Below are 23941 nucleotides of genomic sequence, written 5' to 3' on the forward strand. Positions count from 1 at the left end.
ATTAGTGTTTAATATAACCCAATGAAAATACGTTCGCTTGTATGCGCTGCTGCGCTTATTTATGCCGGAAACCTGTTTGCGCAGGAGGCTAATCTTGTTAAATATGTAAATACCCGGCAGGGCACCAATACCAAATATGAGTTCTCATATGGTAATACCTACCCGGCTACCTCATTGCCTTTTGGCATGAACACCTGGACACCGCAAACCGGCAAAAACGGCGATGGATGGAAGTACCAGTATTTTGAGCATACTATCCGCGGTTTTCAGCAATCGCACCAGTGCAGTTCATGGGTAAATGATTATGCGGTATTTTCGCTCATGCCGGTTGCAGGGAAATTAGTTGTTAATGAAGATGAACGGGCGGCATCATTTAGCCACGATAACGAGATAGCGCAACCAGGTTACTATAAGGTAAAACTTGATAATAATATTACAACCGAAATGTCGCCGACCGAACGGGGAGCGCACTTGCGGTTTTCGTTCCCGGAAGGTAAAGCTTCCTATCTTGTTTTAGATGGCTACACTAAAATGAGCGGGGTAAAAATCATCCCGGCCAAGCGGAAGATAACAGGCTACGTAAACAACTACCGCTGGGCCCCTAAAGATTTCAGGAATTACTTTGTCATTATTTTTGATAAACCCTTTACCGATTACGGCACCTGGGAAAATAAAAAGAATATCCTTTCTGAAAAGAACGGATCGGCAGAGGGCGAAGGTATCGGGGCCTATATCAAATTTAAAGATGGCGAAACGGTACAAGTCAAAGTAGCTTCGTCCTATATCAGCCCGGAGCAGGCCGAACTTACTTTGACAACTGAACTGGGTAAATACAAATCATTTGATGATACCCGTAAAGCTGCTGATAAAGTGTGGAACCAGTTGCTTGGCCGTATGGCCATTGAGGGGGCTACGGAAGATCAGAAGGCGACTTTTTATTCGTGCATGTATCACGCCAATCTATTCTCACACCAGTTTTTTGAATATAATAAAGACGGAAAACCATACTATTATAGCCCTTATGATGGCAAGGTACATGATGGGTATATGTATACCGATAATGGTTTTTGGGATACTTTCCGTGCCCAATTTCCGCTGAATACGGTGCTGCATCCAAAAATGGAGGGCCGATTAGTACAAGCCTTGCTTGATGCGCAGCAGCAATGCGGCTGGTTGCCGGCCTGGTCGTTCCCGGGTGAAACGGGAGGAATGCTGGGTAATCATGCCATCTCTCTATTAACCGATGCCTGGGTAAAAGGGATCCGCACCTTCGACCCCAAAAAAGCCCTGGAGGCTTACTATCATGAAGCTACCAATAAAGGTCCGTGGGGCAGTGCCAATGGTCGCCCGGGCTGGAAGGAATATTATGCCAATGGTTATGTGCCTTTTACGCTGCAAACTCTTGGTTCAACTGCCTGGACGCTGGAGTTTGCATACGATGATTTTTGCGGATATCAACTGGCTAAACTCACCGGCAATAAATTTTATGAAGATGTTTTTGCCCGGCAGATGTACAATTATAAAAACCTGTTTGATCCCAAAACGCGTTTCATGCGCGCGAAAGATGCGCAAGGTAATTGGGTTGAACCTTTTGACCCAATGGATTGGGGTGGCCCCTATACCGAAGGTAATGCCTGGCACTGGACCTGGTCGGTTTTCCAGGATACGCAGGGTTTGATCAATTTGATGGGCGGAGAGAAGAACTTTACTGCTAAGATTGATTCGGTATTTACTGAACCGGGAACCATCAAGGTAGGAGGGTACGGACAGGTGATTCACGAAATGACAGAGATGGCCGAATTTAAAATGGGGCAGTACGCGCAGGGCAACGAGCCTATTCACCACTTGCTTTACATGTACAACTATGCCGGCCAGCCATGGAAGGCGCAGCTACATTTGCGCAGTGTGATGGATAAGATGTATAACGCCGGCGAAAATGGTTACCCTGGTGATGAGGATGAAGGACAGATGTCATCTTGGTTTGTGTTGAGCGCCGCTGGCTTTTACAGTGTTTGCCCCGGTACCGATCAGTATGTGATTGGTAGCCCGCTATTTAAAAAGATGACCATCGCTTTGGAAAATGGCAAAAAGTTCGTGATAGAAGCTAACAATAACAACAAGGAGAACGTGTATATCCAGTCGGCGACGCTTAATGGTAAGCCTTATACCCATAACTGGATCACCCAGGTCGATATTATGAACGGCGGTGTACTGCATTTTGAAATGGGCGACAAACCGGCTATAAACCGGGGTGTCGCTTCTGAAGATAGGCCGTTTTCGCTATCAAAAGCTCAATAACAAAATTAAGAAGAATATAGAAAACGTCATTGCGAATAGGTAAAATCCGGAGGCCTCTGAAGGTGAAATGACATTTACACTACCCGTCATCCCGAATTTATTTCGGGATCCCACGCGCTGAGCGGCTATGCAAGCGGCCTTGCATGTGGGGTGCTGAAACAAGTTCAGCATGACTGTATTTTTTATCATGTCATGGGTAGGAACGAAGCAATCCCAAACTATACAGAGCCGATCTGCAAATCAGGGATTGCTTCGTTCCTCACAATGACGGTTTACTTTAAGAATTATTAGAATATTAGCTAAAACGATTTTATGATCAATATTTACAAAATAAAAAAGTCAATTCTATTACTTACTTCGGTGATACTGCTGCTCAACCAGGCATCAGCACAGGAAATCTTTTACCTCAACAACACCAATAAACAAATCACCTGGAAAGTAAAAGCCCAGGCCGATCTGGGAGCCGACAGTCTTGACATCTACAAAAACGGTTACGCCACTACTGATTGGGTAAAGGCTATCGTACCCGGTACTGTATTTTCATCATACGTAGCAGCCGGTTTGGAAAAGGATCCCAATTTTGGCGATAATATTTATAAGGTTGATAAAAAGAAGTACGACCGCAATTTCTGGTACCGTACGCAGTTCAGCGTACCTGCAGGTTTCGCTAAACAAAAAATCTGGCTTAATTTCAAAGGCATTAACCGCAAAGCCGAGATCTACCTGAATGGGAAGAAGATAGGTAGCTTAGATGGTTTTATGCAGCGGGGCATGTATGACGTAACGAAACTTTTAAATAAAACAGGGGCAAATACGCTGGCTGTTTTGGTTTACTGTCCGCTGAACCCATTGGTAAATTATGCCAGCCCAACATATATACCCAGCGCCAGTTGGGATTGGATGCCTTATGTACCAGGCCTTAATAGCGGCATTACTGATGATGTTTACCTGAGCAACACAGGTAGCCTTACCATTAATGATCCCTGGATTCGTACAGATGTGCCTACTACCGCCCGGGCTGAAGTATCGGTTTCGGTTGGGGTGAAAAACAGCACCGATACTTTTCAATCGGGGACCTTAACCGGTGTTATTAATCCTGGAAATATCCAGTTTACGCAAAAGGTATTTGTGGGTGCTAACAGCAATGCCGAGGTAAAAATCGACCCAAAACATTTTTCGCAGCTGGTGATCAACGGCCCAAAGCTGTGGTGGCCCAATGGCTATGGCGATGCCAACCTGTACACCTGTAACTTAAGCCTGAAGCTTGGCGATGAAGTATCTGACAGCAAACAGATCCGGTTCGGTATCAAAAAATACAGCTATGATACCGTGGGCCATGTATTGCATTTGTATGTAAATGGCACCAAAGTATTTTTAAAGGGCGGCAATTGGGGGATGGCCGAGTATATGTTACGTTGCCGGGGAGACGAGTATGATACCAAAGTGCGTCTGCATAAGGAAATGAATTTTAACATCATCCGCAACTGGATAGGCTCAACCACGGACGAAGAATTTTATGATGCCTGCGACAAATACGGCATTATGATCTGGGATGATTTCTGGCTTAACTCCATCCCCAACCTGCCTAATGATGTAAATACTTTCAATGCCAATGCCATCGAAAAAATAAAACGGTTCAGGAACCATCCATCCATTGCCATTTGGTGCGGTGATAATGAGGGCGAGCCTTTACCTCCGCTTAACAACTGGCTTCGTGAGGACATTAGCGCTTACGATGGTAACGACAGGTATTATCAACCTAACTCGCATGCCGGTAACCTAACAGGCAGCGGTCCGTGGACTAACTTTGATCCGCGCTGGTATTTCAGCCGTTTTCCTAATGGCTTTGGCGGTAATCAGGGTTGGGGATTGCGTAGTGAGATAGGTACGGCGGTGTTTACCAATTTCGACAGCTTTAAAAAGTTTATGCCGAAGGACAAATGGTGGCCGCGGAACGAGATGTGGAACCTGCATTTCTTTGGCCCATCCGCAGGCAATGCCGGACCCGACAGGTACGACGATGGTATTAAAAACCGTTACGGTGCGCCTACGGGTATCGAGGATTATTGCCGCAAAGCCCAGCTGCTGAACATCGAAACCAATAAAGCCATGTACGAGGGGTGGGAAGATAATATATGGGAAGATGCGTCAGGTATTATGACCTGGATGAGCCAGTCGGCCTATCCTTCATTGGTGTGGCAAACCTATGATTACTATTATGACCTCACCGGTGCCTACTGGGGAGCTAAAAAAGCCTGCGAACCGGTACATATTCAATGGAACCCGGTAAATAATGCTATTAAAGTGATCAACACCACCCGTACCGACGAAAACAGCCTCATTGCTTATGCCGATGTTTATAACAGCGATGGACAGATCGTAAAAGAATATAGCCAGTCAAAAACTATCGATGCGCCATCGAATACAGCGCTGAATTGCTTTGCCATGGCTTTTGCTGATAACCGCGAAAACCTGGCACTAAACAAACCTGCTTTTGCATCATCAACCACCATGGGTGAGGCCGGTTCTGTAACGGATGGTAATCCGGGAAGCAGGTGGGCCAGTAATTCCAGCGATGCCGAATGGATCTATGTTGATCTTAGCAGGGAGCAAGATATAAACGGTGTTAAATTGAATTGGGAGGAGGCATATGGTAAAGCTTTCAAGATCCAGGTATCTGACGATGCCAAAAGCTGGAAAGATGTTTATGAAAGCGGCGATGGGCATGTTGGCGTGCAGCAAATCACTTTTGATGAGGTAAAAGGCCGCTACGTGCGTATGTATGGATTACAGCGCGGATCGGGATGGGGCTACTCGCTTTGGGATTTTGAGGTGTACGGCGGCGCGCCGAAAAGCAGTGGTCTTACGGATGTTCATTTCATCAAACTAAGATTGATTGATAAAAACGGAAAACTGGTATCAGATAATTTTTACTGGCGGGGTAATAAACGCACAGATTTTACCGCCCTTAACCAACTGCCAAAGGTTAACCTTAAGGTGTCATCAACCATAAAACAAATTAACAGCAAGTATTATGTGAATGCAAAGATCAGCAACCCATCCTCATCAAAGGCGGCTGCATTTAGCATTCGCGTACAGGCAACAAAAGCCGCCACGGGTGAACAGATACTGCCGGCAATAATGAATGATAACTATTTTTCGCTGATGAAGGGCGAATCAAAAGATATCAGGATTGAATTTGACGCAGCCTTGCTGGGCAAGGATCAGCTGAAACTATTGGTACAGCCTTATAATGATCCGGTAATAACAGAAAAGTAATAATAGGCCTTTGGTACGTTGAAGTTTTAAACTAATTTACCGGTCCAATTAACAAACAAACCTGCACAATGGATACCAAACCCAAATTCACCGAACGCAAGTTCCTTGTAGTACTCATTTTTGTTACCTCATTATTTATGCTCTGGGGCATAGCCATGACCCTCGGCGATACATTAAACAAGCATTTTCAAAATGTTTTACATGTTTCAAAATCACGTTCGGCTTATGTACAGTTATCATTGTTTGGCGCTTACGCGGTGATGGGCATCCCGGCAGGTATGTTCATGAAAAAATTTGGTTATAAAAACGGTGTGCTTTTAGGCCTGGGGCTGTATGCTGCAGGGGCATTCCTGTTTGTTCCGGCGGCTGATGCTAAATCGTTTGACTTCTTCCGGATTGCCTTGTTTATCCTGGCTTGCGGCCTGGCTACACTCGAAACCGTTGCCCATCCATTTGTTGCCTCTCTCGGCGATCAGCGTACCAGCGACCAGCGCATTAACTTTTCGCAGGCCTTTAACGGTGTCGGCGGCGTTATTGGTCCGCTGTTGGGCGGCTATTTCGTTTTAAAAGGAGGGCAGGAGCATTCTAACGACCTGATATCTGTCAAACACCTGTATATTGTAATAGGAGCGGTGATTGCATTGGTTGGTGTAGCATTTTCATTTTTAAAAGTGCCGTCATTGCAGGATCCGCATGTTGTAGCAACAGATTCATATGCGGTTGCGGGTGAAGGACATATTCCGGAAAGCCTGTTCAAAAAAAAGCATTTTGTTTTTGCAGCCATAGCCCAACTGTTTAATGTGGCAGCACAAGGCGGCACCTGGGCGTTTTTTATCAATTACGGTCACGAGATCATGCATTTAACCGACGAACGCGCGAGCTACTATTTTTCATTAAGCATGGTGATGATGATGGCCGGCCGTTTTATTGGCACCTTCCTGATGCGTTACATAGCGCCAAACAAGTTGCTGGCGGTATTTGCCCTGGGCAATATCCTGATGTGTGTTATTGTAGCACAGGGCTTTGGCGTGGTGTCATTTGTGGCATTGCTGTTCATCAACTTCTTCTTCAGTATTATGTTCCCAACCATATTTAGCCTGGGGTTGAAAAATTTAGGTTCACAAACGCAAAACGCGTCATCATTTATAGTAATGGGAGTTGTAGGCGGGGGATTGTTTCCGCCGGTTATGGGCCTCATTGCTAATCACAATGTTGCTACAGCTTATTACCTGCCTATCATTTGTTATATGGTGATATTTTTATTTGGGATCAGTTATCCTAAACTGAATAAAAAAGGAATATGATCAAATTAGCTTAATCGATTTATTTTTATATTTTGGCCAATAATCGCTTAATAAATCATGGTTATTAAGCGATTATATTTTATATTTGATTTTAGCCAATTATAAGCCATTGAAAAAACTATCGATTGTTGATATCGCCAATGAATTAAAAGTTTCTAAAACCACCGTATCGTTTATACTGAACGGGCGTGCAAAGGAAAAACGGATAGGTGAGGATCTGGTAGAGCGTGTTACTAAATACGTGGAAGAAGTGGGCTATAAACCCAATTCCCTGGCTAAAAGCCTGCGTACCGGTAAATCAAATACCATTGGTTTAATGGTTGAAGATATTTCAAACCCCTTTTTTGCCAGCATAGCCCGACTTATTGAGGATAGAGCTTATAAAAATGGCTACAAAATAATTTATTGCAGTACCGATAATGACACCCAAAAAACCAGGGAACTGATCAATATGTTCCGCGACAGGCATGTGGATGGCTATATTATTGCTCCGCCCGAAGGTATTGAAGACGATGTAGAACAACTGCTTAAGGATGGCTTGCCGGTGGTAATGTTCGACAGGCATTTACCCAAAGTAAATACCGATTATGTAGAGATTGATAACCTTTTCAGCACCTATAATGCCACCAGGCACTTAATACAACAGGGTTACAAAAATATAGGCTTCGTTACTTTCGCTTCGTCACAAACACAAATGCTGGCCCGGATGCAGGGCTATAAGGATGCGCTGAAGGAAAGCCGTTTTGCTCCGGTGGTTAAAGAGATTGTTTTTAACCAGGACGAAGAAATGATCATTAAACCGATGACTGCCTTTTTTAAAAAGCATCAGGATCTCGACGCGGTAGTTTTTGGCACCAACCATGTAGGTACCTGTGGGTTAAAAGTGTTTAACACGCTGGGTATTAAAGTGCCCGGGGATATGGCCGTTATATCGTTTGATGATTATGACGTTTTTAAGCTGTACTCGCCCCCGGTAACCGCCATAGCTCAGCCGGTTGAAGAAATTGCCGATAATGTGATCACCGTGCTACTCAAAAAGCTTAATACAAAAGGGGTTAGTACTGCTTCTCATTCCATAATTCTTAAAACCAACCTCCAGATCAGGGGATCATCATCCGGTTTAAAGATTGATTAATTTTAAAAGAACCATATATTAGCAGATGTAAATGACACACTTGCAGGGGATAGGTTTTCTGTAACCGGGCACTCTTTTATTATCTTTAATAAAAATTTACTGTTATGAAACGGGCTTTTATTATAAAAAATAAAGCAAGAATGGTATTGGCCTTAGCTGTGCTTACCGCTATGCTTTTATTAGCCAACTGGAATGGTCGCGACAATGTTAAAGAATTGGATAAAACGTTGACATCCATTATGAAGGACCGCTTATTGCCGGCTACTTTTGTACATGAAATAAGCAGTCGGCTTTATGAAAATAAACTGGCAGCTGTTTCTGGTGCAGATGTTCAGGTAAAAATTAATGGTAATTATGCAGCTATAGAAGCGTTAGCAAAGAAATATGAGGCCACCCAATTAACACGCGAAGAATCAGCAAAATGGAAGACCTTTCGTGTGCAATTGCGTCATCTGCAGCAGCAGGAAGCTGGCCTGAATAATGCAGAGTATGTTTTTAATCAGGCACTTAAATCGCTTGATCAACTGATAGCGATACAAGTTGGCGAGAGCAACCGCCTGCTACAAAACGGACAAAGAAATGTAAGTTCAAGTATACTTACAGCCAATTTTGGTGTGGTTGTTTGTATTTTACTTGGATTATTTATTATGGTGCTACTAAGCGCCAGGGAACAAATGATTTTAAGGCAGGACGAAAGGCATTTGCTCAATTAAAAGATCTTAATAAAAACCAGACTTACGAAGTTTTTAAAACTTCGTAAGTCTTAGAAGCTGTTTAAAAACGAATAAAATAAATGTTTTTTGTAGAGACGCATCACATGCGTCTCTCGTAGGACAAGCCACATTCAATAGGGGCGAGCATGCGTAAATTGCATGCGGGAGACGCATGTGATGCGTCTCTACATTTGGAAATTATCGTTTTTAAATAGCTTCTTAGAGTTTCTTAAATAACCATCACATTTTCACCGCCTTTAAGCGGGTATGATTTTGCTTTCCAAACCAATACGCCGGATGTACGCTGCGGTAAACTGACCTTTATTTTCCACCTGTTATTTTCTAAAACATAAGCTACTGCAACCTTACCGTTAGGGTGTGGGATCTCGCCGCTCACATTGGTCATTGTTCCCAAATGAGGTTCGATCTTGATCTTGCTGAATCCGGGCGAATAGCTGTCAATACCCAAAACTGTCCTGAAGAATTCAATATTGGGGCTGCTTCCCCAGGCATGGCAATCTGAACGGCTATATTTAAGGTCGGAATATTCGGCCCAGGTGGTTAAGCCCATTTTAATATTCTCGCGCCAGATACCCAGCCAGTTCATATAATCGTTACCTAAACCACCTTTTACCAATGCCTGGTGCAGGTAATATTTAAAATAAATGGTGCATTGGGTCAATGAGGTATCGCTTAATAATCGTTTGGATAACATAGGCAGATCTGTGTTTTTCACCATGCCTGTAAGTATGGCTAATGAATTGGCATGCTGCGAAAATTGTTTCTTGTCCCATGTATCGGCATACAGCATTTTTGCCGGGTCCCAATATTTGCGTTGAATAGTTTGCTTAAGCTTAGCAGCTTCTTTGTGGTATAAAGTGGCATAACCGGGCATGCCAATTTTTGTTTCCATAGCGGCAGCCCACTCATAAGCCCAAAGTAATTGCAAATCAATAATGGCCGAACTGCCGTCGGTGCCTTTTGGCGGCGAGCCTATATCCCAGTTTTTGCCGCTGGCCCAATCCACAAAAGTCCAGTAAGGGGTGTTTTTTAATGAGCCATCAGCTTGTTGGTATTGGCTGAAAAACTTTAATACTGCCCGTTCGCCATCCAGCTTATCCTTAATAAAATTACTGTCATTGCGGTACATCCAGTAATCATACAGCATGCCTATGTACCATAATGAAAAAGTTGAAATAATTTGGGTATCATGAGTAGGGTAACGGCTTTGGGTAACGCCCTCTGTTAAACGGGAATGGTCCATCAGGTTAATGGCATTGCGGGCCAGCCGGTCATCGCCGCTATAGTAATAGGATATCATGGCCTGGATACGGGTATCGCCGATGTATTGCAGTTGCTCATAATAAGGGCAATCTGTATAGGTTTCAAATGCATTAAGACGGGCCGTACGCCAGCCAATATCGAGCATCTGTTTTATTTCCTTATTATCGGTATTGAAAACGGCACGTTGCTTAAATGGATAACCGGTAAAGGTGCCATACAGGTCATCAATAACCAAAGGCTCGTTTTGTGTATGCACAATTAAGCGGATGTACCTAAAAGTACGGAAGTTGAGCGTAGTATATGATTGCCCTTTGCTGCCATTGGAGATCAAACTATCATTTCTGCCCGAAAAATCCTTGCCCTCCACATCGTTACGGTTGCCCTTGCGCATTCCATATTTGCTTAAATTATCAAAAAGCGATTCGGCATAGCTTAAAGAGATCCCCGCATCTTTCCCACCGCTGAAATTAACAGTAGGATAGGCGTTGGTAAGATGCGTTTGATCAAGCAGTATGGTAACTGTAGTATTTGCAGGAATAGTAAGCGGTGCTTTAGTGCCCGGAAAAGCCGGGGGAACATCCATCCCGGAGGCTTTACGTACAACAGGTATCCGCTCATAAATTAATTCCTGGTGCGGAATGGAGGATGGAACCAATTGCCATCCGAACCCATCCCACCGGCCCTTTAATTGCCCGCCGAAGAGGTTAGCTGCCTTTGGCCAGCTGCTATCATCAAAGTTAGGCGAGTACCAGTTCATAATGCTTTTATTCAGATCCACCATTTCGCCGGTGCTGGCAGCGAAATAGCCCCAGATGGGCTGATAGCCTTTGTCCTGAATGCTTTTCCAGGTGTTATTGGTATTGAGGATCTCTTCGGCTGTCGAATTGCCTTGTATAATAAAGGCGGTACGGACACTAATCTGCGCTTCAGGGCGGTATTGAGCCTCGTTCCACACTAAAGCAGCCACGGTATTTTTACCGGTTACGAGATAGGACGCAAGGTCGACGGTTTCATAGTTCCAGTAAAAAGTATCGCCCCTTGCCGGGCCTAATGATACCAATGTGCCGTTTACGTACAGTTTATACCGGTTATCTGCCGATACATGAATAACAAAGCTGGCCGGTTTGTTGGTCAGCTCAATGTTTTTACGGAAATAATAAATACCGTATTCATTTCCGGTGATGTTGGGCACGGAGATCCATTGTGCATTCCATGTCTTTTCCTCTGCGGTTTTATGAACAGACCGGGCATTACTGTTTTGTGATGAGAGAAGGGTACTTACAGATAAAATTAAAATCAGAAAGTGTTTCATGTAGATTTCATTGATTAATTGGTGATGGTCAGGTTGGTTTTCCCTGCTTGCATTAAGTAGATAAATTGGTTTGACTAATATAATAAATCGATTTAGCATTTTATAATAATTTTTAATTTTTTATGATCGGCAAGGCTGATGGAACTATGTTTTCATTTTTGAACCATCGTTGGTCCGGTCTGCCTCCGGGTTGGGATAACATGCAAACTAAATCCCGAAGTTGTATTGAAATAAGCTGCTGAGCTTTATATTTGTTTAAACCTACCAATTACATCTATGAAAAAAATGATCCTGTTCCTGCTTTCATTTTATTTTATCGGCAGGGGGGTAGCTCAAAACCCGGTTCAGCCACTTGTTATACAGGGAAAGCTCAGCAATTCGGCCGAAAAAATGTTGAAGGTCTTTTTTGAAGATGCCAACGGTAAACTTCTTATGGATACCATCAGGCTTAATGATTCGGGCGAGTTTTATTTAAAAACGTACAAAATAGCCAAGCCTCAACGCACCAGCATCCAGCAAAACAACACTCAAATCAACCGGATCTATGTGGCACCGGGTTATGATCTCCATATAACCGGTGACGCTATTGATTATGTCAACCTGTCGAAAACTAAAAAGATAACCGGTATAGGTGCCGAAACCAATCAATACCGTGTAAAATTAGATTCAATCCTGGTTGCCCGGAACGACAAGACAGCGTGGTATGAACTAAAGACCGATGAGTTAATCCAATTCCTTAAAAAAAGCAAAACGTTGGAAGACTCGTTACTAAGTGTTGTGTTTAACAAGCCGGCAAAGCAAGATCAATATTTCAATACGTTTAAGAAAATGATTGATTTAGATAATCAAAGCTTAAATTTTTACATGCTGCTTCAACACCTTGATTTGAGTAAATACAATGTGGCGCAGATGAGGGAGCTGGTATCAAAAAATACCCCTTCAGCATTTTCAAAAGGTATATCGCATGACGAATATTTAGTATCAGAAGACTATAAATCATGGGTTTTGCCCCTTTATTATGCCTATGAACAGCGGCTGGATCTGCTGCGCGATTCTGCATCGGTGAAGCAGCCCGGGTACACACTTGGCAAAATCAAACAGCTTTTTACCGGCAAGGTAAGGGACTATTATCTAAACCGGTACGTTGAAAAAAGAATTGGTAGTGCTAACTCTCTTGAAAAATTGAATATAGCCCAAAAGGAGATGCGCGTATTCATTGACGCAATTAATAACCCGGCTTTAAAAAATAACGTCGCCGGGAATTTTACCGAAAAAAAGCTCCAGCTGATGCAGGTACAAATTGGGAAACCGGCCCCGGCTTTTACTTTGCCCAGCGACCGTGGCAAGGTTTTTAACCTGGCCGATTTTAAAGGAAAAGTTATTTATATTGACCTTTGGGCCAGCTGGTGCGGGCCCTGCCGCCAGGAAATGCCCGCATATAAAAAACTAAGCGACAAGTTTAAAACTAATCCGCAGGTTGCTTTTGTCAGTATTGCCGTACATGACGGAGAAAAGGAATGGCGAAATGCACTCAAAGAAGAAAAGCCGGACTGGCTGCAGCTTTATGACAAAGACGGTACAGTTGCACAATCATACATAGCCTATGCAATTCCAAAATATATACTGATTGATAAAGAAGGCAAAATGCTCAGTTTTGACGCTCCCGGCCCAGGGAGTGCGCAGGCCGAACAATTGATCAATGAAGCAATCGCGAAGCCGTAGTGTGTTTATGCTTTTTCCAGGGCATATGATGCCAGTTCAGTTTTCAGGCTATTGATCATGATCTGCATTGGTTTTGTGCTGTTTAATACCCTGCAGATCGCGTTGCCTCCTTCTATCGAAAGCATCATCCGGGTTGCAAATTCAACGGGGTTTATGGCGTTTGAGAGTTCTCCATTACTAATTCCGTCCTGAATAATATTGGCATAGGTTGTTATAGCGGTATCAACCATGTCTTTTAACTTTTTTTTGATGGCCGGGTTAGTATCATCCGTCTCTGTCGAAAAATTAACTATCGGGCAGCCGCCTTCAATATAGCTTTTCAATGGATTTTTGCTGTTGTCTAAAGCGGCATTGATCTTGGCAATGGCAGTTTTATGTTTGCTTACTGTGTTGTTCCTCCTGTCGTTTAGTTTTCCTAAAAGGTAATCAACAGCGGCTTGTGCCAGTTCGTCTTTGCTTTCAAAATGGCCATAAAAACATCCCTTACTGGTATTGGCAACTTCAAGTATCTCATCAACCGAAGTGCCGGCAATTCCCCTCTCATTAAATAAAATCGCTGCCTGCTCAATAATGAATTGCCTTTTTTGCTCGCCTTTGCTCATCTTCAGTTATTTACTATGCAAATATAGACTAAATGGTTTAAAAAAATAAAGGCCGTTGATTGGCTGGTTGAAATTAACTGAGTGTTTTATTATTTGTAAATAGCTGTTAGTTAGTGTTTTATTTTCAGGTTTGGTTTGTGAATGTATAACTTTAGGTTGATTTTTTTACACTTATCTTATGAATGCCTGTATTTATAAGCCGGCTAAGCAGTGATTGACATAGTAATGTAAACATGGTTAAAAGCAGACCAAATGGTTTTATTTAATAAACCAATTAGTCTACTTTTGTTTTAAATAAAAACGCACAGCATACTGTTTTTACGATTTGTTAAATTTTAACATTAAGCTATGAAACTTATAAAAGAACATCACAGGGGCATCAGCACAATTTTAGCGTTCGCGCTGATCCCGCTTTCGGGTTTTGCAACTGATATTTATATACCTTCCCTACCTTCTATGGCCAGGGAATTAGCTGTCAATAATTCGGCCGTTCAGCTTTCGCTCATCGCGTTTATGATCAGTTCGGGCGTTAGTCAGTTGTTTGTTGGCAGCTTGCTCGATAGCTTTGGCCGGTACCGTATCGGTACTGTCTCTTTACTGGTGTTTGCATTTGCAAGTTTTGTCATAGCTATCTGTCATAATATCGAGCTTATTTATGCAATGCGTATTTTGCAGGGCATCACGGTAGCGCTTATTGTAGTAGGGAAGAGGGCATACTTTGTAGATATGTATTCGGGCGAGCAGCTTAAACATTATACCAGCCTTTTTTCTATCATCTGGGCAACCGCGCCTATTGTAGCGCCTTTTATCGGAGGTTACCTTGAAGCTGCCTTTGGCTGGGAATCCAATTTCCTTTTCCTGGGAATAGCCACTCTTTCGCTACTTGTTTTAGAGCTGGTATACGGTGGCGAATCATTAAAAAATTATCACCCGTTCAAAGCTAAAAGTATTCTGCAGGTTTACCTGGCTACCATTAAAACCCGCGATTTTTCCCTGGGCCTCATCCTGATCTCCCTGAGCTATGCCATGCTGGTGGTGTATGGTATGAGCAGCCCTTTTATAATTGAGCATGTATTTCATTTGTCGCCTGTGGTAACCGGTTATTGTTCGCTGCTTTCGGGGGTATCATTGATGGCGGGCGGTATTATTTCAAAAACCCTCATCAGGAAACCGCTTATCAAAAAAGTATCGATAGCGCTTGCACTGCAATTAGGCTTTGCAGCTTTAATGGTGTTTACAGCAGGGATTAAAACAAATTTATTTACGCTGATGGCATTTACAGCATTGGTCCACCTATTATCTGGCTTTATATTCAATAATATATTTGCTTACTGTTTAGGCCGGTTTTCAAAAAATGCGGGTATCGCAAGCGGCGTGACCGGCGGCTCACTTTATATTATCACTTCATTTTTTAGCTACGGCATTGTAAATATTATGGCCATCAAAAATCAGCAGTTATTAGGAACCGCTTATTTATCGTTCGCGATACTGGCTGTTGTTACACTGGTGCTTTTCATCAAAGCGAGGGCTTCGCACCAAAAACAAGAAGAAGCGGCTGTTATTTTAAATGCTGAGGTAGCTGTATAAGCTGAATGATATCGCCTTAAATAATAGGTGAAGCCGGTAATTAATTATCGGCTTCACCTGTTTTACAATGATACATAAGAATGGTACAATTCAACGCTTTATTAGGCTGATCTGTTTGTTGACCATTGTGCGGGTTACAATTTAACCAAGAAATAACCTGAATATTCAGCCGGCAGATCCTTATATTTGCCCCGATAAGTTCTTTACTTTACTTCATCAACCGGTATAGGTTTTACTTAATTGTAGATTAATAGGGAATCGTGTGTAAATCACGAACTGTCGCGCAACTGTAAGTAACACAAAGGTTTTTGCCAGTAATGTCCACTGTCCTGATGAATGGGGATGGGAAGGACGGCAAAAATGTTACAAGTCAGGAGACCTGCCTAATACTGAATTGACAATGCTTTCGCGGTATGAAGCTTGGTCTGGGTTATGATTACTTGCCTGTTTGGGTCTATGGCCCGTTATGACGGGCTGTGACCATATATTCTCTCCATATTTTACATATCATAAAACATTACGAAGCTTAGCTGAAAGGGCTTTTAACCGATTTATTCATTTAATCAATTAAAAGAAATGCTAACGCAAAATTTAGGTTACCCGCGTATTGGTAGCCGGCGCGAATTGAAAAAAGTCTGCGAAAACTATTGGGCAGGCAAAACGGGCTTAAAAAATGTGCTTACCGTGGGTAAATACATCAGGGAAGAAAACTGGCTGCTGCAAAAAGAAGCCGGGATCGACGTGATCCCATCAAATGATTTTTCATTTTATGACCAGGTGCTTGATCATTCACTGATGTTTGGCGCTATTCCTAAACGCTATCATGAAGTGATCAGTCAAAAAGGCAATACCGAGCTCGATCTGTATTTTGCTATGGCCCGCGGCTATCAAAAAGATGGATTGGATGTGGTAGCCATGGAAATGACCAAATGGTTTGATACCAATTACCATTACATAGTACCCGAGTTTTATAAAGACCAGCAGTTTAAACTTTTCTCCACCAAAGTTATCGATGAGTTTTATGAGGCTAAACAATTGGGCATCGTTAGCAAGCCGGTGTTGATCGGGCCTGTATCGTACCTGTTGTTGGGCAAAGAGAAAGAGGCTGGTTTCGATAGGATAGACCTGATCAAAAATCTGCTGCCTGTTTATTTTGATATCCTGAATAAGCTTAAAGCTTTGGGTGCCGAATGGGTCCAGTTTGATGAGCCGTTTTTAGCGCTTGATTTAAGCGAAAAACAACAGGAGGTATTTAAAGATACCTATAAGCAATTGAGGAAAGAATTTCCTTTCCTGAAGATAGTTTTGGCAACTTATTTTGAACGCCTGGGCGATAACACTCAATTAGCGGCAACTTTACCTGTTGATGTTTTACATGTCGATTTAGTGCGGGCGCCTCAGCAATTGAATGAAGTAATAGAGCATCTGCCCCAAAAAACTATCCTTTCTTTAGGTGTTGTTGACGGGCGCAATATCTGGAAAAATGATTTTGTTAACTCGCTGGTCATTATAAAGAATGCGAAGGATAAATTAGGTGCCGACCGCGTTTGGATAGCCCCTTCATGCTCATTGATCCATTCGCCATGCGATCTGCAAAATGAAACCAACGATGAAGTGCTTACTCCTGAAATTAAACAGTGGCTGGCTTTTGCGCGGCAGAAAATAAACGAAGTGGTATTGCTCAGCAAGTTATCGGAAGATGTGGTGAGCGATAGCAGCCTGCATCAACTGGCAAAAAACCGGCAGGCAAACGAGGCCCGCCGAACATCTGCACTGATCCATAACCCAGCAGTTAAACAGCGTGTAAGCGCCATCACCGAAAATGATGCAAAGCGTATAAGTGCTTTTCCTGCACGGAAAGAACAGCAGCAGCAACTGCTTGACCTGCCGCTTTTTGCTACCACAACTATTGGTTCGTTCCCGCAAACAACCGAAGTACGAAGCTGGCGTGCCCAATTAAAAAAAGGTGCGATAACCCTGGGGGAGTATAACAAACTGATAGCTACCGAAACTGAAAAGGCTATAAAATGGCAGGAAGAAATAGGGTTGGATGTGCTGGTACATGGCGAGTTTGAACGTAATGATATGGTTGAGTACTTTGGCGAACAACTGGCCGGTTTTACCTTTACACAAAATGGCTGGGTGCAAAGCTATGGCAGCCGCTGTGTTAAGCCACCGGTTATTTATGGCGATGTATCAAGGCCACAGCCTATGACGGTAAAATGGTCGGCTTATGCGCAATCGTTAACCTCAAAATGGATGAAGGGTATGTTAACCGGCCCGGTGACTATTTTGCAATGGTCGTTTGTGCGCAATGACCAGCCCCGTTCCGAAACCTGTACGCAGATAGCATTGGCCATTCGTGACGAAGTTTGTGACCTGGAAAGCGCCGGTATCAAGATCATCCAGATAGATGAACCGGCCATTCGTGAAGGATTACCGCTTCGCAGGGATGACAGGGCAAATTACCTCGACTGGGCAGTTAAAGCTTTCCGGATTTCGGCGAGCGGCGTTCAGGACAGTACACAGATCCACACGCACATGTGCTATTCGGAGTTTAATGACATTATTAAAAGCATAGCCGATATGGATGCCGATGTGATCACGATAGAAACATCGCGTTCGCAAATGGAGCTGCTGGATGTTTTTGCCGATTTTAAGTATCCTAATGAAATTGGCCCCGGTGTATATGATATCCATTCGCCCCGCGTACCCAACAGGGAGGAAATGATCCGTTTGCTTAAACGCGCCCAGGCCGTAATACCCGATGCCCAGCTTTGGGTAAATCCCGATTGTGGCTTAAAAACACGGGGCTGGGATGAAACCCAAAAAGCCTTAATAGAAATGGTTGAAGCCGCGAAAGCTGTCCGCGAAAATGTTATCAGCAATGTAACTGCTTAAATAAAAAAAACTACTGTGTACCGTAACAGGTGCACAGCAGTTTTATATACCTAATATGACAAAGCATGAAAATAAATACTGCCCCCGGTGTAAAGAGCCGTTTGAATGCAAAGTAGGCAGCATCCTGTTGTGCCAGTGCCAGGGCATCAGCTTCACCGACCAGGAGCGCGACTATATCCGCTTAACCTACCCGGATTGCCTTTGCCGCAAATGCCTGATGGCGATGAAGCATGAGATCAGCACAACTGCTGTCCGGGAAAAAATGAGAACGATACTTGAAGCAATCAAAAAGGGTACGCAATAACAGGATATTATGAATTGCGTTAAAAATTAGCTTTAAGCTTTGTGCTTTCTGCTTTTAGCTTTCAAATAATTTCCCCTGCTTCAAACAGTTCATCCAAACGGCTGTGCGAATCATTTACGCCCCGTTCCATACCCGATTGCAGCATGCCATCCCGATCTGCCGCGGATTGAAAAACCGACTGAACGGTTACTTTTGTTCTATTATCAGGAAGGGCTTCAAATCGGGTAGTTTCTAAGGTAACATGACCACTTTCGGGCAATCCTTCAAACTCAAATGTTTGGATGATACGCTCAGGCGCGGTTACATCATGGATAACACCATGAAAGCCATAATCATTACCAGCAGGGTCGGTATGGATATAACGGTAAGCGCCTCCGCTGCGGCAGTCAAACTTATCTATGCGCATTTTAAGTTCGCGCGGCCCCAGCCATCTAACAATAAGCTCAGGATCGGTAAAAGCTCTGAAAACAAGCTCGCGTGGTGCTTCAAATTCGCGGGTTATAAAAAGCTCCTGTTTGCCGGGTTCGGCCTTAATTTCTGTTTGATTTTTTGTGGTGATCATGGTGTTTTTTATTTAGGTGATTGATTAATCGTTATCGTTAGCTTCCTGCAAAAGCTTGATATCCATTTTGGTCATCTTCATCATGGCAGCCATAACTTTTTTGGCTTTTTCAGGGTTTTCGTTGTTATAAAGTAATTCGCTCATAACTTCAGGAACAATTTGCCAGGTAACGCCGAATTTATCGTCGAGCCAGCCGCACTGACTGGTTTTGCCACCCCCTGCAGGCAGTGCTTCCCACAGGTAATCAATTTCCTCCTGGGTTTTGCAGTTTATATAAAAGGAAGTAGCCGGCGAAAAGTTAAACATCGGTCCTCCATCCAGCGCTAAAAACTGCTGGTCTTCGATACGAAATGTTCCAACTAACATTTTACGACCATTGCCGGGATCGGTAAGCGAGCTTACTTCGCTTTCGGAGTTTTTGAATACCGAAGTATAAAATTTCAATGCTTCTTCAAGGTTGCCGTTAAACCATAAAAAAGGGGTTACTTTCTGGGTTGCTTTAAATGTTGCCATGGTTTCTGTTTTTTATTGATTAAAAATTTGTTGCTTTTGATATCTCAAAGTTACCTGCCCTGGCAAGGGCTAATAGTGTCCAAAAACGACGAGATAAGGGGGCATTAGCGACAAAATGATTTTTTATCTCCCTGGCATTTTGCTCATATCCATGTGCAGCACATTCCAGCTATGGCCATCAGGATCAGTAAACAGGCAGCCGTACATCCAGCCATCCATTTCCCGGGGCTTGTGATTGCTTTTGCCACCGGCTTCGATAGCCTTTTGAGCCAGTTCATCAACTTCTTCCTTGCTTTCCGCGTCGATAGACAGCAGAACTTCCACTCCCTTTGCCGTATCCGCAAGACCGCAGTTTTCAACAAAGCCTTTAAAGGTGCTTTCGTCAAAAAGCATTACGGTAACATCTTTTTCGCCAACCTGCATGGCCGCAGAATTCGGGCCGTTGCCAAATTGCGAGTTAAACCGGAAGCCGAGTTTGCTGAAAAACTCCTTTGATACATTTACATTTTTTACAGGCAGATTGATCCAGAATTGCTTCGTCATAATTGATTATTTTAAAGGTTTATCATTGTTTTTTAATTCTTCGAGCAGGCTGTCGAGCGCGTCAAATTTTTCATCCCAACCCTTGCGGTAACGCTCAACCCATTGAGCAACCTCTTCAAGCTGTTTCAGGCGGGGTTCGCAATACCGTTCCCGGCCCTGTTTCTTAATGGCTATAAGACCGCATTCGGTTAAAATTTTTATATGCTGGGATATAGCGGGGCGGCTTACATCAAAGTTATCCGCTATGGCATTCAGGTTCATGGGTTTAAAGGCTATCAGGTTAATGATATCCCTGCGGGTTGGATCGGCAATGGCCTGGAAAACATCTCGTCTCATCTAAATCAAATATAATACGTAAGTGATTGCTTACAAATTTATATGTAAGCAATCACTTACGCAAATTTTTAATATTTTTATTTGTAAATAAAGAAGGGGAGAAGTACAGAGCCAACAATTAAATATTCGGACTTGCCTAAGCACTTAAAAACATTAGCGTAGTGTAACCCCTCAAAAAAATAAATATTTGATTATGAGTATCTTGTAAGTAATATTTAAAAAAGTGTTAACCCTGTTAACCCTATTTATCTGCGTTTGCCCGGGAGTGAAATGGCCCTTCTGTACGATTCTCAAAAAAATCATCATCTTTGTGGCTGATAAATAGATCCTAACAATATGCTGTTTGAACAAATAAGCCAAAAGCCGTTCTTTATTCTTGGCCCCTGTGTAATGGAAAGCCAGGAGTTATTATATACTGTTGCCGAAAAAGTAGCCGAAGCCGGGCAGAAATACAATGTGCCGGTAATCTTTAAATCGTCATTTGATAAAGCCAACCGCACATCTATTCATTCATACCGCGGCCCAGGATTAGAGAAAGGCATGGAAATGCTGATGAATGTTAAGCAGCGTTTTGGTTTACCGGTTACTACAGATATCCATGAACCATTCCAGGCAGCTATTGTAGCCGAGGTTGCGGATATATTGCAGATCCCCGCTTTTTTATGCCGCCAAACAGACCTGTTGGTTGCGGCTGCTCAAACCGGTAAAATTGTCAACGTAAAAAAAGCCCAGTTCCTTTCGGGGCATGATATGTTTTATCCGGCTCAAAAAGTTATTGAAGCCGGCAATAACCAGGTAATATTAACCGAGCGTGGCAATATGTATGGTTATAATAATTTAGCTGTCGATTTCAGGAATATTTACGATATGAAAGCTTTTGGCCACCCGGTTTGTATGGATTGTACCCATTCGGTTCAGCGCCCGGGCGGAGCAGGAGGAAAAACCGGCGGCGACCGTACTTTTGTGCCCATGATGGCGCTGGCAGCAAAGGCTTTTGGAGCCGATGGCTATTTTTTGGAAACGCATCCCGACCCTGATAATGCCCTGAGCGATGGCCCTAACATGGTTAAGCTGCACGAACTGGATAAGGTTTTAGCACCATTAGTAGGGTAAGTTTTTGTTCTGAATGTCCGGATCCATGAAAGATATTGCAAAAAGGGTTTTTGATATTGAAATAGAGTCGCTGCAGCAGGTAGCCTGCTCAATTGATGATGAGTTTGCAAGGGTTGTTGATGCCATATTAAAATCAACAGGAAAGCTGGTTGTTATTGGCATTGGCAAATCGGGGCTTATCGGTAAAAAGATAGCAGCCACATTGGCCAGTACAGGTACACCAAGCTTTTTTTTGCATCCGGGAGAGGCTTTTCACGGCGATTTAGGCATGGTAGGCCCTAATGATATTGTTTTATTGATATCCTATTCGGGCGAAACCGACGAAGTGCTGAAACTTATTCCTTATTTAAAATGGAATAAGAATGTTATGATTGGCATAACAGGTAATCCTATATCAACCGTTGCCAAAAACTGCAGTTATCACCTTAATATAAAAGTTGAAAGGGAGGCTTGTCCGCTCGAACTGGCGCCAACTTCATCAACTACCGCGGCGCTGGTTATGGGCGATGCCCTGGCTATAGCGTTAATGGAGTCGCGAAACTTTCAGCAGCATGATTTTGCGCGCTTTCATCCAGGCGGTAGCCTTGGGCGCAAACTGCTGGTAAAGGTTAAAGACCTCATGCGTACCGATAAGCTTCCTTTTATTAATGAGGAAGCTTCATTTATGGACCTGTTACTGCGCATGTCCGAAGGCAGGTTAGGTATGGTTATAGTAGGTGAGGCGTCCGAGATTAAGGGGGTGGTTACAGATGGCGACCTTCGCCGGGCCTTGCTTAAACACCCCGATACCTCAACCTTAACTATCGCCGAAATCATGACCGTTAACCCGGTTATTATTGATGAGCATGAATTTGTTGGCTATGCCGAGCAGTTAATGCTTGAAAAGAAGATCACTACCTTACTGGTAGGTTCTGCACAAAACAGGTCAATAACAGGTGTTTACCAGATATATACAGCCTGAAACACTTTTGATTAGCCTAAGCCGCGCATTCTTTGGATCGGGAGGCAGCTGATTTTGGTAATATTTGATTATCTTTACCGGTATCTATCATATTCTACCGTGTTAAATTAAATGTCTGATCAATCAAATTCGATCACTAATAAATTTCAGGCTCCTGCAAATATTCATATTGCAATAATAGGTCTTGGCTATGTGGGATTGCCCCTTGCTGTTGAATTTGCCAAAAAATATCCTGTAAAAGGTTTCGATATTAAACAAAGCCGGGTAGATGAGCTGAATAACGCGTTTGATCGTACCCTTGAAACCAGTAGCGACGAACTATCGACAGTTTTAAATTTAAAGGATGAAAGCAAGGGACTTACTTTCACATCGCAGATAACGGACATTGCTTCCTGTAACGTTTATATTGTTTCGGTACCCACACCTACCGACCAGCACAACCGGCCCGATCTGAGCCTGCTTATCCGGGCAAGTAAATCAATAGCAGGTGTATTGAAGAGAGGGGATGTAGTTATTTATGAATCAACAGTTTATCCCGGCGTAACTGAGGATGTTTGTGTGCCTGTTTTACAAAAAGAATCGGGTTTGCAGTATAACAGTGATTTTTTTGCAGGATACTCGCCCGAGCGTATAAATCCGGGGGATAAAGTTCATACGCTGACCAATATTTTAAAAGTAACATCGGGCTCAACACCCGAGGCTGCTGATTTTATTGATAGCCTATACCGGTCAATAGTAAAAGCAGGAACCCATAAAGCTCCCGCCATTAAAGTTGCAGAAGCTTGTAAGGTGATCGAAAATTCGCAGCGCGATATCAATATCGCTTTTGTAAACGAACTCGCCAAAATATTCAACATTATGGATATTGATACTCATGCGGTTTTGGCGGCGGCAGGTACCAAGTGGAATTTCCTGAATTTTAAACCAGGCCTTGTAGGCGGGCACTGCACCGGAGTTGATCCGTATTATCTTGCAGCAAAAGCCCAGCAAATGGGGTATCATCCCGAAATTATCCTGGCCGGGCGAAGGCTTAATGATGGTATGGGTACGTACGTTGCCCTTGAAGTCATTAAACTGATGGTGAAGAATGATATTTCGGTAAAAAACTCAAAGATCCTGGTGCTCGGTTTTACTTTCAAGGAAAATTGTCCGGACGTTCGTAACACCAGGGTAATTGATATTATTAAGGGATTTGATGGTTTTGACGCAACCTGTGAAATATATGATCCATGGGCTGACCCGGATGAAGTAAAAAGAGAATATGGTATCTCTACATTAAAAAATTACGGGCAACTAAGCGGCGCTTACGATGCTATTGTTATGGCTGTGGCACATCGCGAGTTTTATGATTTAGACTATGCAAGCTTAAAACATAAATCATCATCGGTAATTTATGATATAAAAGGTATTTTAAACAAGGATGTTGTAAGCGGACGGTTGTAAGTGTTGGTTTTACAATTATTTTTTCACAT

At 43.1% G+C, this 23941-nt stretch carries 18 protein-coding genes and 1 riboswitch; of the genes, 12 read left to right on the top strand and 6 right to left on the bottom strand.

The genetic code is table 11. The features are described from left to right. The first annotated feature begins 21 nt into the window (after window positions 1-21). The 5 genes from BLP33_RS10465 to BLP33_RS10485 all read left to right on the top strand — a co-directional run bounded on the left by BLP33_RS10465 (window position 22) and on the right by BLP33_RS10485 (window position 8729). Window positions 22-2298 carry a GH92 family glycosyl hydrolase gene (locus tag BLP33_RS10465; protein WP_090527279.1) on the top strand — a complete coding sequence of 759 codons (2277 nt, stop codon included), beginning with the start codon at window positions 22-24 and terminating at the stop codon, window positions 2296-2298. A gap of 312 nt (window positions 2299-2610) precedes the next feature. Further along, window positions 2611-5577, top strand: coding sequence for a discoidin domain-containing protein (locus BLP33_RS10470; RefSeq protein WP_090527282.1), 2967 nt, complete (start codon window positions 2611-2613; stop codon window positions 5575-5577). Window positions 5578-5645: 68 nt separating this feature from the next. Next, window positions 5646-6881 carry an L-fucose:H+ symporter permease gene (gene fucP / locus BLP33_RS10475; RefSeq protein ID WP_090527285.1) on the top strand — a complete coding sequence of 412 codons (1236 nt, stop codon included), beginning with the start codon at window positions 5646-5648 and terminating at the stop codon, window positions 6879-6881. Window positions 6882-6990: 109 nt separating this feature from the next. Beyond that, window positions 6991-8016 (top strand): LacI family DNA-binding transcriptional regulator, encoded by a 1026-nt coding sequence (locus tag BLP33_RS10480; protein WP_090527686.1) that lies wholly within the window; start codon window positions 6991-6993, stop codon window positions 8014-8016. A 104-nt stretch (window positions 8017-8120) separates the two neighbouring features. Then, complete coding sequence (locus BLP33_RS10485) at window positions 8121-8729, top strand: MCP four helix bundle domain-containing protein (RefSeq protein WP_090527287.1); 609 nt, start codon at window positions 8121-8123, stop codon at window positions 8727-8729. Between the two features lie 229 nt (window positions 8730-8958). Here BLP33_RS10485 and BLP33_RS10490 read toward each other — a convergent pair whose 3' ends face one another. Continuing rightward, entirely contained in the window at window positions 8959-11325 is a 2367-nt protein-coding gene (locus BLP33_RS10490) for an alpha-L-rhamnosidase-related protein (protein ID WP_090527290.1), read from the bottom strand. A 276-nt stretch (window positions 11326-11601) separates the two neighbouring features. Here BLP33_RS10490 and BLP33_RS10495 point away from each other — a divergent pair, with 276 nt between their 5' ends. Beyond that, the gene (locus BLP33_RS10495; RefSeq protein WP_090527292.1) at window positions 11602-13047 is read left to right on the top strand and encodes a TlpA family protein disulfide reductase; all 1446 of its coding nucleotides are present in this window, start codon (window positions 11602-11604) and stop codon (window positions 13045-13047) included. A gap of 5 nt (window positions 13048-13052) precedes the next feature. Here the strand turns inward: BLP33_RS10495 and BLP33_RS10500 are convergent, their stop codons facing one another. Beyond that, window positions 13053-13649 (bottom strand): TetR/AcrR family transcriptional regulator, encoded by a 597-nt coding sequence (locus tag BLP33_RS10500; RefSeq protein WP_090527295.1) that lies wholly within the window; start codon window positions 13647-13649, stop codon window positions 13053-13055. A 348-nt stretch (window positions 13650-13997) separates the two neighbouring features. Between BLP33_RS10500 and BLP33_RS10505 the strand changes: the two genes are divergently transcribed. The 3 genes from BLP33_RS10505 to BLP33_RS10515 all read left to right on the top strand — a co-directional run bounded on the left by BLP33_RS10505 (window position 13998) and on the right by BLP33_RS10515 (window position 18441). Further along, window positions 13998-15236 (top strand): MFS transporter, encoded by a 1239-nt coding sequence (locus BLP33_RS10505; RefSeq protein WP_090527298.1) that lies wholly within the window; start codon window positions 13998-14000, stop codon window positions 15234-15236. A 210-nt stretch (window positions 15237-15446) separates the two neighbouring features. Continuing rightward, window positions 15447-15638: riboswitch (cobalamin riboswitch) on the top strand. A gap of 174 nt (window positions 15639-15812) precedes the next feature. Further along, window positions 15813-18137, top strand: a complete 2325-nt coding sequence (gene metE / locus BLP33_RS10510) for a 5-methyltetrahydropteroyltriglutamate--homocysteine S-methyltransferase (protein ID WP_090527301.1) — start codon at window positions 15813-15815, stop codon at window positions 18135-18137. Window positions 18138-18192: 55 nt separating this feature from the next. Next, window positions 18193-18441 (top strand): cysteine-rich CWC family protein, encoded by a 249-nt coding sequence (locus tag BLP33_RS10515; protein WP_090527304.1) that lies wholly within the window; start codon window positions 18193-18195, stop codon window positions 18439-18441. A 61-nt stretch (window positions 18442-18502) separates the two neighbouring features. Here the strand turns inward: BLP33_RS10515 and BLP33_RS10520 are convergent, their stop codons facing one another. The 4 genes from BLP33_RS10520 to BLP33_RS10535 all read right to left on the bottom strand — a co-directional run bounded on the left by BLP33_RS10520 (window position 18503) and on the right by BLP33_RS10535 (window position 20395). Beyond that, entirely contained in the window at window positions 18503-19003 is a 501-nt protein-coding gene (locus BLP33_RS10520) for an SRPBCC family protein (protein ID WP_090527307.1), read from the bottom strand. Between the two features lie 24 nt (window positions 19004-19027). Beyond that, the gene (locus BLP33_RS10525; protein WP_090527310.1) at window positions 19028-19516 is read right to left on the bottom strand and encodes a VOC family protein; all 489 of its coding nucleotides are present in this window, start codon (window positions 19514-19516) and stop codon (window positions 19028-19030) included. A 123-nt stretch (window positions 19517-19639) separates the two neighbouring features. Next, entirely contained in the window at window positions 19640-20059 is a 420-nt protein-coding gene (locus BLP33_RS10530) for a VOC family protein (RefSeq protein ID WP_090527313.1), read from the bottom strand. Window positions 20060-20065: 6 nt separating this feature from the next. After that, on the bottom strand, window positions 20066-20395 hold the full coding sequence (locus tag BLP33_RS10535) for an ArsR/SmtB family transcription factor (RefSeq protein WP_090527316.1): 330 nt from the start codon (window positions 20393-20395) through the stop codon (window positions 20066-20068). A gap of 336 nt (window positions 20396-20731) precedes the next feature. Between BLP33_RS10535 and kdsA the strand changes: the two genes are divergently transcribed. The 3 genes from kdsA (at window position 20732) to BLP33_RS10550 (ending at window position 23912) form a co-directional block, all read left to right on the top strand. Further along, the gene (gene kdsA / locus BLP33_RS10540; protein WP_090527319.1) at window positions 20732-21508 is read left to right on the top strand and encodes a 3-deoxy-8-phosphooctulonate synthase; all 777 of its coding nucleotides are present in this window, start codon (window positions 20732-20734) and stop codon (window positions 21506-21508) included. A 25-nt stretch (window positions 21509-21533) separates the two neighbouring features. Then, entirely contained in the window at window positions 21534-22469 is a 936-nt protein-coding gene (locus BLP33_RS10545; protein ID WP_090527322.1) for a KpsF/GutQ family sugar-phosphate isomerase, read from the top strand. A gap of 111 nt (window positions 22470-22580) precedes the next feature. Further along, on the top strand, window positions 22581-23912 hold the full coding sequence (locus BLP33_RS10550; RefSeq protein WP_090527325.1) for a nucleotide sugar dehydrogenase: 1332 nt from the start codon (window positions 22581-22583) through the stop codon (window positions 23910-23912). Window positions 23913-23941 lie beyond the last annotated feature (29 nt).

Origin of the sequence: Mucilaginibacter sp. NFR10 (assembly GCF_900100445.1) — a bacterium.
GTDB lineage: Bacteria > Bacteroidota > Bacteroidia > Sphingobacteriales > Sphingobacteriaceae > Mucilaginibacter > Mucilaginibacter rubeus.